The sequence below is a fragment of the Clostridium paraputrificum genome, assembly GCF_900447045.1.
Classification (GTDB): domain Bacteria; phylum Bacillota; class Clostridia; order Clostridiales; family Clostridiaceae; genus Clostridium; species Clostridium paraputrificum.
The window spans coordinates 1-14,124 of record NZ_UAWH01000005.1; the positions used below are offsets into that span (position 1 = coordinate 1).

Below are 14,124 nucleotides of genomic sequence, written 5' to 3' on the forward strand. Positions count from 1 at the left end.
CTGGACTGTAACTGACGCTGAGGCTCGAAAGCGTGGGAGCAAACAGGATTAGATACCTGGTAGTCCACGCCCGTAAACGATGAATACTAGGTGTAGGGGTTGTCATGACCTCTGTGCCGCCGCTAACGCATTAAGTATTCCGCCTGGGGAGTACGGTCGCAAGATTAAAACTCAAAGGAATTGACGGGGGCCCGCACAAGTAGCGGGAGCATGTGGTTTAATTCGAAGCAACGCGAAGAACCTTACCTAGACTTGACATCTCCTGAATTACCATGTAATGTGGGAAGTCCTTTCGGGACAGGAAGACAGGTGGTGCATGGTTGTCGTCAGCTCGTGTCGTGAGATGTTGGGTTAAGTCCCGCAACGAGCGCAACCTTATTGTTAGTTGCTACCATTTAGTTGAGCACTCTAGCGAGACTGCCCGGGTTAACCGGAGGAAGGTGGGGATGACGTCAAATCATCATGCCCCTTATGTCTAGGGCTACACACGTGCTACAATGGCCGGTACAACGAGATGCAATACCGTGAGGGTGGAGCAAAACTATAAAACCGGTCTCAGTTCGGATTGTAGGCTGAAACTCGCCTACATGAAGCTGGAGTTACTAGTAATCGCGAATCAGAATGTCGCGGTGAATACGTTCCCGGGCCTTGTACACACCGCCCGTCACACCATGAGAGTTGGCAATACCCAAAGTTGGTGATCTAACCCGTAAGGGAGGAAGCCACTAAGGTAGGGTCAGCGATTGGGGTGAAGTCGTAACAAGGTAGCCGTAGGAGAACCTGCGGCTGGATCACCTCCTTTCTATGGAGAAATCTAGCAAGCAAGAAGCTTGACTAGTACAAATTAGAATCTGTTTTTTAACTTTCTGTTCAATTTTGAGCGACCAAGTTTTGCTCAAATGTTCTTTGAAAATTGCACATAATTATATAGATATGTTAATACAACATAGCCAAGAAATATTCTTTGTAACTTAGTTTTAAAACTAATATCATGACAATAGGTCAAGCTACAAAGGCGCATGGTGAATGCCTTGGCATCAGGAGCCGATGAAGGACGTGATAAGCTGCGATAAGCTTCGGGTAGGCGCACATAGCCAGAGATCCGAAGATTTCCGAATGAGGAAACTCAATGGGAAACCCCATGTATCCATAGGTGAATACATAGCTTATGGAAGGTAAACCAGGGAACTGAAACATCTAAGTACCTGGAGGAAGAGAAAGAAAAATCGATTTTCTTAGTAGCGGCGAGCGAAAGGGAAAGCCCAAACCGGAAATTTATTTCCGGGGTTGCGGACAGAACATTAACGAGAAGTTATGGATAATTGAATGACTGGAAAGTCAAGCCATAGAGTGTAATAGCCACGTAAGTGAAATTCATAATAATCAAGTTCTGATCCAGAGTACCACGAGACACGTGAAACCTTGTGGGAAGCAGGGAGGACCACCTCCAAGGCTAAATACTACCTGATGACCGATAGTGAAGCAGTACCGTGAGGGAAAGGTGAAAAGAACCCCGGGAGGGGAGTGAAATAGAACCTGAAACCGTGTGCCTACAACCGGTCAAAGCCCCTTATGAGGGTGATGACGTGCTTTTTGTAGAACGAGCCAACGAGTTACGGTATGTAGCAAGGTTAAGTACTTAAGGTACGGACCGGAGAAACGAGTCTTAATAGGGCGACTAGTTGCATGCGTAGACCCGAAACCGGGTGACCTATCCATGGCCAGGTTGAAGCGGGGGTAAAACCCCGTGGAGGACCGAACCACGTTGCTGTTGAAAAAGCATGGGATGAGCTGTGGATAGCGGAGAAATTCCAATCGAACTCGGAGATAGCTGGTTCTCCTCGAAATAGCTTTAGGGCTAGCGTCGGATATGAGTAGTGGAGGTAGAGCACTGAATGGGCTAGGGGCATAGCGCTTACCGAACCTTATCAAACTCCGAATGCCACATACTATTAGTCCGGCAGTCAGACTGCGAAAGATAAGTTCCGTAGTCAAAAGGGAAACAGCCCAGATCGTCAGCTAAGGTCCCAAAGTGTAAGTTAAGTGGAAAAGGATGTGGGATTTCTAAGACAACTAGGATGTTGGCTTAGAAGCAGCCACTCATTAAAAGAGTGCGTAATAGCTCACTAGTCGAGAGATCCTGCGCCGAAGATGTCCGGGGCTCAAACTTACCACCGAAGCTACGGGTTCACACTTATGTGTGAGCGGTAGAGGAGCGTCGTAATCGGGCTGAAGTCGTACCGTAAGGAGCGGTGGACTGATTACGAGTGAGAATGTTGGCATTAGTAGCGAGATGTGGGTGAGAATCCCACAGGCCGAATATCTAAGGTTTCCTCAGGAAGGTTCGTCCGCTGAGGGTTAGTCGGGACCTAAGCCGAGGCCGAAAGGCGTAGGCGATGGACAATCGGTTGATATTCCGATACCACTACTGATCGTTATTATCGATGGTGTGACGGAGAAGGATAGAGTGTGCTAGCTATTGGATGCTAGTCTAAGCGTTTAGGGAGTTAGGAAAGGCAAATCCATCTTAACAATTCTGAGGCGTGATGGGGAAGGTTCTACGGAACCGAAGTACTTGATTCCATGCTTCCAAGAAAAGCATCTAGAGAGAGATGTAGTGCCCGTACCGCAAACCGACACAGGTAGATGAGGAGAGAATCCTAAGGCCGACGGAAGAATCACAGTTAAGGAACTAGGCAAATTGACCCCGTAACTTAGGGAGAAGGGGTGCCTGTGAGAGCAGGCCGCAGAGAATAGGCCCAAGCAACTGTTTAGCAAAAACACAGGTCTCTGCTAAAGCGAAAGCTGATGTATAGGGGCTGACGCCTGCCCGGTGCTGGAAGGTTAAGGGGAACACTTAGCGCAAGCGAAGGTGTGAACTTAAGCCCCAGTAAACGGCGGCCGTAACTATAACGGTCCTAAGGTAGCGAAATTCCTTGTCAGGTAAGTTCTGACCCGCACGAATGGCGTAATGACTTGGGCACTGTCTCAACTGTGAATCCGGCGAAGTTGTAGTGCGAGTGAAGATGCTCGCTACCCGCGATTGGACGGAAAGACCCCGTAGAGCTTTACTGTAGCTTAGCATTGAATTTCGGTATTGTCTGTACAGGATAGGTGGGAGACTGGGAAATCAGGGCGTCAGCCTTGATGGAGTCGTCCTTGGGATACCACCCTGACAGTACTGAGGTTCTAACTGGATGCCATGAATCTGGTGACAGGACATTGTTAGGTGGGCAGTTTGACTGGGGCGGTCGCCTCCTAAAAAGTAACGGAGGCGCCCAAAGGTTCCCTCAGAACGGTCGGAAATCGTTCGAAGAGTGCAAAGGCAGAAGGGAGCCTGACTGCGACACCCACAAGTGGAGCAGGGACGAAAGTCGGGCTTAGTGATCCGGTGGTACCTCGTGGGAGGGCCATCGCTCAACGGATAAAAGCTACCTCGGGGATAACAGGCTGATCTCCCCCAAGAGTCCACATCGACGGGGAGGTTTGGCACCTCGATGTCGGCTCGTCGCATCCTGGGGCTGAAGTAGGTCCCAAGGGTTGGGCTGTTCGCCCATTAAAGCGGCACGCGAGCTGGGTTCAGAACGTCGTGAGACAGTTCGGTCCCTATCCGTCGCGGGCGTAGGAAATTTGAGAGGAGCTGTCCTTAGTACGAGAGGACCGGGATGGACTGACCTCTGGTGCACCAGTTGTTCCGCCAGGAGCACAGCTGGGTAGCTAAGTCGGGAAGGGATAAACGCTGAAAGCATCTAAGCGTGAAACCCACCTCAAGATGAGATTTCCCATAGCATAAGCTAGTAAGACCCCTTGAAGAACACGAGGTTGATAGGTCAGAGGTGTAAGTGCAGTAATGTATGTAGCTGACTGATACTAATAGGTCGAGGGCTTGACCAAGTTAAAAATATTTCAATAATTGTGTGCAATTTTCAGAGAATAAAATCAAAGATTTTGAATCTGAAGTAATCTGGTGATGATGGCATAGAGGAAACACTCCTTCCCATACCGAACAGGAAAGTTAAGCTCTATAGCGCCGATGGTACTGCATGGGAGACTGTGTGGGAGAGTAGGATGTTGCCAGGTTTTTATTTTGGCTCGATAGCTCAGTCGGTAGAGCAGAGGACTGAAAATCCTCGTGTCCCTGGTTCGATTCCTGGTCGAGCCACCAGGAAAAAGCACTAACATCTGTTAGTGCTTTTTTATTTTTATAAAATTTCTAAAATAGATTCTATATGTCCTTTTACTTTTACTTTTCTAAATTCATGAGTTAAGATACCATTCTCATCAATTATAAATGTGCTTCTTTCAATTCCTAGTACCTTTTTTCCATACATATTCTTTTCTTTTATAACGTCATATAATGAGCATACTACTTTTTCTTCATCACTTAAAAGAATAAAAGGTAATTCAAATTTTTTAATAAACTTATCATGAGAAGTTAGTGTGTCTTTACTAATTCCTATAACTATAGCATTTTTATCATTAATTATAGTATGGTTATCCCTAAAGTCACAGGCTTCAGTTGTACAACCAGGAGTATTGTCCTTTGGATAAAAATAAAGAATAACTTTTTTACCTCTATAATCACTAAGTTTATGTTTCTTATTATCAGATCCCATAAGTTCAAAATCTGGGGTTAATTCACCTATTTTTAACATGTTTATCTACCTCCATTTAATTAAAATATATTATATAATAATTATTATCCTTTATCAAGAAGAATATTAGGAGTATAAATAATTAAGTTGTTATAAACAAATAATACTGATAAAATGTAATTAACCCTAAATTTTTAATAAAGGAGACTAATAATGGAAAATAAGGTATTAGCAGTTGTTGCAGGAAACGAAATTACACAAAAAGATTTAGAGGATATAATAAATAAGTATCCAGAAGATAGAAGAATGTATTTAAATACAGAAAGAGGTAGAAAAGAGTTATTAGAACAGACTATAGCTTTTGAATTATTTAATAAGTTTGGTAATGAAATAGGATTAGATAATACTGATGAGTATAAAAATACATTAAATAGTTTAGCAAAGGAACTTTTAACTCAAATGTCAGTTCAAAAGATTCTTTCTGATGTAACTGTTACAGAGGAAGAAATTAAGAAGTTCTATGAAGATAATAAAGAACAATTTATGGATAAAGAAACAGTATCAGCTAAACATATTTTAGTTGAAAGTGAAGATGTAGCTAAGAAAATAAAAGAAGAGATAGATAATGGTTCAATATCTTTTGAAGATGCTGCAGCTAAATATTCCTCATGTCCTTCAAAAGAAGAAGGTGGCAACCTAGGTGAATTTGGAAGAGGAATGATGGTGCCAGAATTCGAAAATATGGCTTTTTCTTCTGAAGTAGGTAAGGTGACTGATCCAGTACAAACTCAATTCGGATATCACTTAATATTAGTTGAGAAAAAGAATGAACCTAAAGAAAAATCTTTTGAAGAAGTTAAAGATATGGTAGCTAATCAATTAATGCAACAAGCACAACAAAAGAAATATGTTGATATGGTACTTGAATTAGAAAGCAAGTATGGAGTAGATAGAAAATAATTAAAGAAGCCCTATGCGTTAGGGCTTCTTTTTTATAATAATTCTTTAAAGTTCATTATGTATTTGTCAGCAGTCTCTATTAAATCCTGTTTTTGATACCCTGCAGCTTTATCATATACTGCTATGACTTTCATATTAGCTGATTTAGCTCCTCTAACAGCTTCTATTATATCTTCAAAGACAATACACTCTGATGGTTTTACATCAAGTCTTGCGGCAGCCATTAAATAAACATCAGGATTAGACTTGCTCTTTTTTGCTTCTTCTGTTGTGACTATTGTATCAAAAAGATTATAAATCTCTCTCTTTTTTAAAACAGCTTCTAATAGAGGATAGGAATTGCTTGTAGCTAGTCCTATTTTTATTCCCTTATCTTTTAAATGTGTAAGTAATTCTAGTACACCTTCTTTTAAGTTGACATCTTCCAAATAATGTTTATAAGCCATGTTGTGCCATGCGTTCATTATTTCATCTAATGAATCATCTAGATGGAATCTATTTTTAAAATAAACAGCTGTTTCTTGAAAGCTTAAATGATTTATTTCGTCTTTTAAATTTTGAGGCATTTCATATCCTTTTTCATTTAAGTAATCTATATCTATTTGTTCCCATATCCACATTGAATCAACTAAAGTTCCATCCAAGTCAAATATGGCGCCTTTTATATTAGTAAACATTGCTCACCTCTTGTATGTAAATATAATTATATGATAACCTAAATATTTAAAATATCATAGATATGAATATAAGAATATATAAATATATATTTATATGGATACATTTTAAATAAAGAAATTAAACCATAAATAGAGCTGTGGGTTCAGAATGAAAGATACAGGAAAAACTATAGAAGAATACGAAAGAGAAAATGAAATATTAAACTTAATTCATAAATAAAGACATAATGAAAACTTTGTTAAAGGCATATATTGTAATGTATAAAATAAAAGGATTAGCAGATACTATTTAAATAAATTATTAAAGGGAGATAGTATTATGATTTTTATGGGAATTTGTATTTATGTATTTACTTTAGTTATGGCATATGCGCTATGCAAGGCTGCCAGTATGGACGAGGAATATAAAGAAGATATTAAGTAAAATAAAAAAAGCAGACATATGTCTGCTTTTTTTTATTTGGTCGGGGTGACAGGGATCGAACCTGCGACCTCATGGTCCCAAACCACGCGCGCTCCCATCTGCGCCACACCCCGTAGCACATATAATATTATATATTTATAATATTATATTGTCAAATATAACTTTTATATTAGTGTAAGAAATAATATTAGGTGTATATAGAAGAATATTGATATTAAGTAAAGTATATAGAAGATAATTATGTGTATAAATATGTCGCTAGAAGCATTTACCGTTGTTTCAAGTGAAGGGAAATGTTATAATAAAAAATGTGATTCTAAATAATATAACAAAATACGGGGGGAGGGATGGTCAAAACGACCACATATAATGAAAAAAAAGTTTTTATCTGCAATTGTTGCGGGTATAATGGCGATTACATTAATAGTACCACCTATGGCAGTAAGTGCTACTCCTGATAGTGGACAAGTACAAGAAGCTAGACAGAAGTATGAAGAATTAACTAAAAAAATTAATGAAATCGATAGACAAATCCAAGTTTTAGATAATCAAATAGTTCCATTAGTAGAGAAGATAAATAGTAATAAGAATGAAATTTCAAATATAAATAGAGAAATAGATAATGCAAATAAAGAAATAGAGCAAGCAAAAGAAGAAATAGTTGGTCAAGAAGAACTATTAGGTAAAAGATTAAGAGAGTTGTACAAGTCAGGTGGACAAACTAGTTACATATCACTAATTTTTTCAGCAGAAAGCTTTAGTGATTTAATAACTAAGATAGATTCTGCTTCTAGATTAGTTAAACTTGATCAACAGGTTGTTGAAGAGTTATTAGAAAAGCAAGAGCAACTTGATGAAAAGGTTAAGTCTTTAGAAGTTAAGGGCGAAGAGATAAAGAAGATAAATGAGGATATACAAAAGAAACTACAAGATTTTGAATCTAAAAAAGATGAGCAACAAGTGTTAATAAATCAAGCAGAAAGCGAACAAAAAGAGTTTGATAGACTTTACTTAGCAGACCTTGAAAGAGAAATAGTAAAAGGCTTGGTTAATATTTGTTATGATTCTAGTAATTCAAGACAAAGCCTAGAAAATGCAGTTTTTCAATTAAGAGCTTTAAGAAAGGGACAACTTAAGAGCCCTATAGTAGATTCTGAGGTGGTAGACGCGATAGAAAATGCTAAGAAGCTAATTGAAAAGAAAAAAGCAGAAGAAGCTGCGGCTAATGCACCTAATAGGGGAAATGGTTCTACTGTAACTGGTAGTGCATCAGCTATATTAAATGAAGCGTACAAGCATATTGGAAAGCCTTATGTTTGGGGTGCTACTGGACCTAATTCCTTTGACTGTTCTGGATTTACATCTTATGTTTATAAAAATGCAGCAGGGATAAATATAGGAAGAACTACAAAAAATCAAATATATGCAGGAAGAGAAGTTTCTAGATCTGAATTACAACCTGGAGACTTAGTGTTCCCACATGCTGACCATGTAGGTATTTATGTAGGTGATGGCAAGATGATACATTCACCTAAACCAGGTAAGAATGTAGAAGTTATACCTATGTATGGTTTCTGGAGAGCTAGAAGAATATTGAATTAATATGAAAGAGGGCAAAGTTTTGCTCTCTTTTTTGATGTCTAGGAAAATATAAAGTTTTAATAAATTATAAATTAAAGGTGTTATTATAATTTCATATTAAAAATAATGATAACTTTATAGTTTCTTTACCTTTAGTAGGAATGAAATAGATATTTTTTTTGTAACTTGGAGCTTGCGACGGAACAAGCAAAATAAATATCCGGCCTACTTTTTTGTAGACATAAGAATGTAAAAGTTAAGATTTTATAGTTAAATTGCAGCTTTATTAATTTAGTTTGTGAATAAATTGATATTAATGTATAATGATATGGATATTTTTTAAGAGAGGTTTTGAAATGAGTAATTTAGATAAACTTGTGTTAAATGATGAGTCTATAGATGATTTACAGCTAAAAGGATTAAAGCTAATTCAAAAGAAAGATGCTTTTAGATTTGGCGTTGATGCTGTTTTATTATCTGACTTTTCAAGAGTAAAGAGCAAACATAGGGTTATAGATTTATGTTCAGGAACTGGTATAATTCCTTTTTTATTAATGGGAAAATATAATCCAGAAGAGGTTGTGGCTTTAGAAATACAAAATGATATGGCTGATATGGCAGAGAGAAGTGTAAAGTTAAATTCTTTAGAAGATAAGATAAAGGTATATAATAGAGATCTAAAAGATATAGACTTCTTAAAGAGTATTGGAAGATTTGATGTGTTAACAGTAAATCCTCCTTATAAGATTAATAATGGGGGTATAGTAAATCCATCAGACAAGTTAGCTATAGCTAGACATGAAGTAATGTGTACTTTAGAGGATGTTATTAAGGCTGCGAGGACATTGCTTAAAGATAATGGAAGGATGTATATGGTACATAGACCAGAAAGATTAGCAGATATAATGGTTTTAATGAGAAAGTATAAGATAGAACCAAAGAGAGTAAGGATGGTTCATCCTAACACTAAAAAGGCACCTAATATTGTTCTTATTGAAGGGCAAAGGGACGGTGGAAGCTTTTTAAAGTGGGAAGAATCATTATATGTATACAATGATAATGGTGAATATAGTGATGAGATAAATAGAATTTACGGAAGGAGTGAAGTGTAATGACAATAGGAAAGCTTTTTTTAGTTCCTACACCAATAGGAAATTTGAAGGACATAACCTTAAGAGCGTTAGAGGTATTAAAATCTGTAGATATTATAGCTGCAGAAGATACTAGACAATCATTAAAGTTATTAAATCATTTTGAAATAAAGAAATCCTTGATTAGCTACCATCAACATAATGAACAAGGAAAAAGTGAAGAAATTATAGATAGATTAGAAAGAGGAGAGAATATAGCATTAGTTACAGATGCAGGAACGCCTGGAATATCTGATCCAGGAGCTATTATTGTAAGTAGGTGTATTGAAAAACAAATTCCATTTGAAGTGTTACCTGGAGCTACAGCAATAACAACTGCATTAATTTACTCGGGACTAGATACAACTAAGTTTATTTTTAGGGGATTCATTCCAAGAGAAACTAAAGAACGAAAAATACTTCTTGAAGAGATAAAAGATGTTAAGGAATCCATAATAATATATGAATCTCCACATAGACTTTTATCAACATTAGATTTAATATACAATAATTTAGGTAATAGAAAGATAGCTGTATGTAGAGAGTTGACGAAATTACATGAAGAGATAATTAGAGGAAGTATAGAAGAGGTTATTAAGATCTTTGAAGAAAGAACTATAAAGGGAGAATTTGTTTTAGTTATTGAAGGTAAGCAGCAAGAAATGATAGAGGAAGAGAATAGAAAGAAGTGGGAGAACCTAACTATAAGAGAGCATATAGTATACTACATAGAAAATGGTTCTAGTAAAAAGGATGCAATTAAGTTAGTTGCTAAAGATAGAAATGTTCCTAAGGGAGAGATATATAAGCATTCCACAGATATTTAGCATATATAAGGCTTTGTTATTTAAAAAGTTCGTACTTTCTTAGGAATTAAAAAAGACCTCTGGGGATAGAGGTCTTTCTAAATAAGAGATTTTGGGGAAATCTCTCTATATTATTATTTATTATTTCTTATTTCTTCTAAACACTTTTTACAGATGTTTTTACCTTTATAGTTTATAACATCTCTAGCGTCACCACAGAAAATACAAGCTGGTTCATATTTCTTTAATATAATTTGTTCACCGTCAACGTATATTTCTAAAGCGTCTTTTTCAGCTATGTCTAATGTTCTTCTTAATTCTATAGGAATTACTATTCTTCCTAGTTCATCTACTCTTCTTACTACACCTGTTGATTTCATAAAAGTTTTCCTCCTTGATTTCGCATCTTTCGACATTTTACTATGCTATGTTACCAAAATTGTAATTTAAAGTCAACCAAAAAATCAAAAATATTTTCATAAATTACAAAATTCTATCTAAAAGTATGTTATAAATAGAATATACTACCATAAAAATGAATTGTCAATACTTTACAATTAAAAAATGAAAATAAATATTTTTATTACAAACGGCTTGTCCTCTTGTTTTGAGAGACTAATAAGAAAATGTATAATTAAAGTTCAAAAAAAAATAGAAAAAAATAAACAAAAAATGTTAATTAATAATTGTCAAATATGATGAATTAATATAATATAATGTCGAAAGAATGATAACAATAATATGAATTAAATTCATAATTTATGAAAATACTAAAAATATATATTATAATGCTAAAAGTAACTTGTAATAAGTTTTTATATACTATATAATATATTTAGAGAATAAAAGTTAAAGGTGGAAGTAAGTATGAATAAAAAGATAGATTCAGATTATATAAAGACTCTGGCAGAAGAGATGTCTAAAAATAGTTTAATATCATACAATGATTTACCACAATATGATTTATTTTTATCTCAAGTAATTGACTTTCTGAATGATAAGTTTACTGAGGATAAATATACAAATAACATCGTTCAAAACTATATAAAGAGTGAAGTTATTACTAAACCTGAGGATGGTAAAAAAAGAGGATATACTAAGTTACATTTAGTGCAACTAGTTTTATTAAGTTATATGAGACCTGTATTAACAACAGAAGAAATAAAAAAGGTATTCAGTTTAGCTTTTAATGAAATAAACGATAGAAATGATGATATAATTTCATGGGAAACAGCTTATAAAATATTCGTAGAAATTCAAAAAGAAAGCTATGATTCCTTCTTATCTAATCCAATAGGTGATGAGGAAAAGCTTGATGAAATAATGAAGAATTTTGAACTTCAAGAGAAAGATGAAGATAGAATCAGAGTATTTATATTAGTAATATCATTAATAGCACAGGCTAGCGTTATAAAGAAGCTAGTTCAAAAGATAGCAACAGAATACGATGCAGAATAGGAGAATTATATTTCTCCTATTTTTAACGTCTAGGAAAATATAAAATCAAGGATGATAATTTTATATTTTCCTTACCTTTAGTACAAGTGGGGAGATATTTGTTTCTATATAACTTGGACATTTTGACGAAACAAGCAAAGTAAATATCTACCCCACCTTTTTATTTAAATTATATTAAAGATAGAAGAGTTGATTGTATGCAGGTTAGAGTACTGAAGAAGTCTGTACGAGAATTTGTAGAACTTGTTTTAAGTTCTGGGAGTCTAGATAATAGATTTACTTCTAATGCAAGAGCTATTGAAGGCGTAAAAGCTCATCAAAAACTTCAAAAAAGTAATGCTGAAGTATATAAAAAGTACGAAAAAGAAGTATTTTTAAAACTTAATATTGATATGGATATATTTATTCTTGATTTAGAAGGAAGATGCGATGGAATTATTACTGAAGGCAATGATGTAATAGTAGAGGAGATAAAATCTACATATAAGCCTTTATACGAGATAGAGGAAGATTATAATGTATTGCATTGGGCTCAAGCAAAATTATATGGATATATGCTATGCAAAGAGCGTGATATAGATAATATATATGTACAGCTAAGTTATTATAATCTTGATACTAATGAGGTAAAGTCTTTTAGAAAAAGCTACTCAGTTAAAGAATTATATGATTTTCTCATGAGTATGGTAAAGTTATATCATCAATATGCAGAACTTGATTATAATCATAAGAAAAAAAGAAATGAGAGCATAAAGAACTTACAATTCCCATTTACTAAGTATAGAAAAGGACAACTTGAATTGGCAAAGTCTTGGTATAGCACCATAAAAGAAGGCAATAAAATTTTTGCACAAGCACCTACAGGAATAGGGAAAACTGTATCTACAATTTTTCCTGCAATTAAAGCTGTTGGAGAAGGACTTGGAGAAAGAATTTTTTACCTTACAGCAAAAAATGTTAATAGAAAGGTTGCAGAAGAAACTTTAGAGAAACTTAGAGATAAAGGCTTGATTTATAGGACAGTAACATTAGTTGCTAAGGATAAAATATGTATTAATGATAAAGTTAGTTGCAATCCTGATGATTGTATTTATGCTAAAGGATATTATGATAAGGTGAAAAATGTTATATATTCTATATTAATGAGTGAATATTCAATTTCCAGGGAAATACTTTGTGAATTTGGGGAAAAGTATGAAGTATGTCCCTTTGAACTAGCTTTAGATCTTATAAACTGGAGCGATGGAGTAATATGTGATTATAATTATATATTTGATCCAAGGGTTTATTTAAGAAGAGTTCTAGATGAATCGGGGAAAGATAGTATCTTATTAATTGATGAGTCTCATAATCTTGTAGATAGAGGAAGAGATATGTATACTGCAAGATTATTAAAAAGCAAATTTATGCAATTAAGAAAAGAGACTAAAGGAAAGTGTCCTACATTGTATAAAGCTTTAAATAAGATAAACAGTTTTTTTATAGAAGAAAAAAGGATATGTGAATCAGAAGATAAGGGATATTATTACACAAAGGATGAGCCTAAAGAAATATATAAGTTATTAAGAAACCTTATGAAGGAAGCTGATGAATTTTTAACCCAGGGAGATAAATATTCCTTTAATGAAGATCTATTAGAGTTATATTTTGATTGTAGTAAGTTTTTAACCATATCAGAATTATATGGAGAGGAATACTTTACTTATGTAGAATTAAAAAATGATGATGTGGAATTGTGCATATATTGTGTAAATCCTTCTGAAAAAATAAAAGGAATTGTGGATAAAGTTAAAGCAAGTATATTTTTTTCAGCAACCTTAGAGCCCTTTCATTATTTTATTAAATCTCTAGGGGGAAGTAGTGATGATTATAGAATAAGGTTAAGCTCACCATTTCCTAAAGAAAACTTAGAAGTATATTTATATGCTGGGAATACAAGATATAAACAAAGAGAGCGTACTCTTCCTAGCATATGTAATGAAATAAATAAGTTTATAAGAGAGGTGGAGGGAAATTATATGGTTTTCTTTCCTTCTTATGAATATATGTATAAGGCTTATGATTTTTTAAAGGAATGCATAAGTTTAGATAGATTAATGATTCAATCTGGAGATATGGATGAAGAGGCAAAAGAAAAGTTTTTAAATGAATTTTCAGGTGGTAGAAATAATATTGCCCTATGTGTAATGGGAGGTAGTTTTTCAGAAGGTGTAGACCTTCCTGGAGAGAAATTAATTGGAGCAGTTATAGTTGGAGTGGGGTACCCTAAGATAAGTTTAGAAAGAGAATTGATAAAGGAATATTATAATAGCGATGGAGATGCCTTCTCATATATATATCCCGGAATGAATAAAGTAATGCAGGCTGTGGGTAGAGTGATAAGGACTGAAGAGGATAAAGGAAGAATATTATTAATAGATGATAGATATTTGAGTAGAGCTTATTCAGAGTTATTACCTAGTCAATGGAATATAATTAAAAGAGAGTGGTAGT

9 protein-coding genes, 2 tRNA genes and 3 rRNA genes are annotated in these 14,124 nt (G+C 34.8%); 10 read left to right on the plus strand and 4 right to left on the minus strand.

Going from position 1 to position 14,124, the window contains the following annotated elements; all coding sequences use genetic code 11:
• From DR024_RS00120 to DR024_RS00135, 4 genes are all read left to right on the plus strand, one after another.
• A 16S ribosomal RNA gene (locus tag DR024_RS00120) occupies nucleotides 1-802 on the plus strand; the annotation flags it as partial.
• Nucleotides 803-1,000: 198 nt separating this feature from the next.
• Nucleotides 1,001-3,894 (plus strand): 23S ribosomal RNA (locus tag DR024_RS00125).
• Nucleotides 3,895-3,963: 69 nt separating this feature from the next.
• Nucleotides 3,964-4,080: ribosomal RNA gene (rrf, locus tag DR024_RS00130) — 5S ribosomal RNA — on the plus strand.
• 9 nt (nucleotides 4,081-4,089) lie between these two features.
• Nucleotides 4,090-4,165: transfer RNA gene (locus DR024_RS00135), tRNA-Phe, on the plus strand.
• A 37-nt stretch (nucleotides 4,166-4,202) separates the two neighbouring features.
• Here DR024_RS00135 and bcp read toward each other — a convergent pair.
• On the minus strand, nucleotides 4,203-4,655 hold the full coding sequence (gene bcp, locus DR024_RS00140; protein WP_027099152.1) for a thioredoxin-dependent thiol peroxidase: 453 nt from the start codon (nucleotides 4,653-4,655) through the stop codon (nucleotides 4,203-4,205).
• A 153-nt stretch (nucleotides 4,656-4,808) separates the two neighbouring features.
• Between bcp and DR024_RS00145 the strand changes: the two genes are divergently transcribed.
• On the plus strand, nucleotides 4,809-5,555 hold the full coding sequence (locus DR024_RS00145) for a peptidylprolyl isomerase (protein WP_027099153.1): 747 nt from the start codon (nucleotides 4,809-4,811) through the stop codon (nucleotides 5,553-5,555).
• Nucleotides 5,556-5,587: 32 nt separating this feature from the next.
• On the opposite strand, the gene DR024_RS00150 is transcribed toward DR024_RS00145, so the two are convergent.
• The gene (locus tag DR024_RS00150; protein WP_027099154.1) at nucleotides 5,588-6,232 is read right to left on the minus strand and encodes an HAD family hydrolase; all 645 of its coding nucleotides are present in this window, start codon (nucleotides 6,230-6,232) and stop codon (nucleotides 5,588-5,590) included.
• Nucleotides 6,233-6,693: 461 nt separating this feature from the next.
• Nucleotides 6,694-6,769 (minus strand) — tRNA-Pro (locus tag DR024_RS00155).
• A gap of 256 nt (nucleotides 6,770-7,025) precedes the next feature.
• Between DR024_RS00155 and DR024_RS00160 the strand changes: the two genes are divergently transcribed.
• From DR024_RS00160 to rsmI, 3 genes are all read left to right on the plus strand, one after another.
• Nucleotides 7,026-8,258, plus strand: a complete 1,233-nt coding sequence (locus tag DR024_RS00160) for a C40 family peptidase (RefSeq protein WP_027099155.1) — start codon at nucleotides 7,026-7,028, stop codon at nucleotides 8,256-8,258.
• 335 nt (nucleotides 8,259-8,593) lie between these two features.
• The gene (locus DR024_RS00165) at nucleotides 8,594-9,349 is read left to right on the plus strand and encodes a tRNA1(Val) (adenine(37)-N6)-methyltransferase (RefSeq protein ID WP_027099156.1); all 756 of its coding nucleotides are present in this window, start codon (nucleotides 8,594-8,596) and stop codon (nucleotides 9,347-9,349) included.
• Complete coding sequence (rsmI, locus tag DR024_RS00170; protein WP_055185300.1) at nucleotides 9,349-10,194, plus strand: 16S rRNA (cytidine(1402)-2'-O)-methyltransferase; 846 nt, start codon at nucleotides 9,349-9,351, stop codon at nucleotides 10,192-10,194. The genes DR024_RS00165 and rsmI overlap by 1 nt, the downstream gene beginning before the upstream one ends.
• A 113-nt stretch (nucleotides 10,195-10,307) precedes the next feature.
• Here the strand turns inward: rsmI and DR024_RS00175 are convergent, their stop codons facing one another.
• Nucleotides 10,308-10,553, minus strand: a complete 246-nt coding sequence (locus DR024_RS00175; protein WP_027099158.1) for an AbrB/MazE/SpoVT family DNA-binding domain-containing protein — start codon at nucleotides 10,551-10,553, stop codon at nucleotides 10,308-10,310.
• Nucleotides 10,554-11,040: 487 nt separating this feature from the next.
• Between DR024_RS00175 and DR024_RS00180 the strand changes: the two genes are divergently transcribed.
• Together DR024_RS00180 and DR024_RS00185 are read left to right on the plus strand one after the other, a co-directional pair.
• Complete coding sequence (locus DR024_RS00180) at nucleotides 11,041-11,631, plus strand: DUF1836 domain-containing protein (RefSeq protein WP_027099159.1); 591 nt, start codon at nucleotides 11,041-11,043, stop codon at nucleotides 11,629-11,631.
• 197 nt (nucleotides 11,632-11,828) lie between these two features.
• Nucleotides 11,829-14,123 carry an ATP-dependent DNA helicase gene (locus tag DR024_RS00185; RefSeq protein WP_099328002.1) on the plus strand — a complete coding sequence of 765 codons (2,295 nt, stop codon included), beginning with the start codon at nucleotides 11,829-11,831 and terminating at the stop codon, nucleotides 14,121-14,123.
• The last annotated feature ends 1 nt before the right edge of the window (nucleotide 14,124 follow it).

What these genes read in the sequence shown, in the direction of transcription:
- DR024_RS00175 (WP_027099158.1), bottom strand. Translation starts at nt 10,553, where the DNA reads ATGAAATCAACAGGTGTAGTAAGAAGAGTAGATGAACTAGGAAGAATA.
- bcp (WP_027099152.1), bottom strand. Translation starts at nt 4,655, where the DNA reads ATGTTAAAAATAGGTGAATTAACCCCAGATTTTGAACTTATGGGATCT.
- DR024_RS00165 (WP_027099156.1), top strand. Translation starts at nt 8,594, where the DNA reads ATGAGTAATTTAGATAAACTTGTGTTAAATGATGAGTCTATAGATGAT.
- rsmI (WP_055185300.1), top strand. Translation starts at nt 9,349, where the DNA reads ATGACAATAGGAAAGCTTTTTTTAGTTCCTACACCAATAGGAAATTTG.
- DR024_RS00180 (WP_027099159.1), top strand. Translation starts at nt 11,041, where the DNA reads ATGAATAAAAAGATAGATTCAGATTATATAAAGACTCTGGCAGAAGAG.
- DR024_RS00160 (WP_027099155.1), top strand. Translation starts at nt 7,026, where the DNA reads ATGAAAAAAAAGTTTTTATCTGCAATTGTTGCGGGTATAATGGCGATT.
- DR024_RS00145 (WP_027099153.1), top strand. Translation starts at nt 4,809, where the DNA reads ATGGAAAATAAGGTATTAGCAGTTGTTGCAGGAAACGAAATTACACAA.
- DR024_RS00150 (WP_027099154.1), bottom strand. Translation starts at nt 6,232, where the DNA reads ATGTTTACTAATATAAAAGGCGCCATATTTGACTTGGATGGAACTTTA.
- DR024_RS00185 (WP_099328002.1), top strand. Translation starts at nt 11,829, where the DNA reads ATGCAGGTTAGAGTACTGAAGAAGTCTGTACGAGAATTTGTAGAACTT.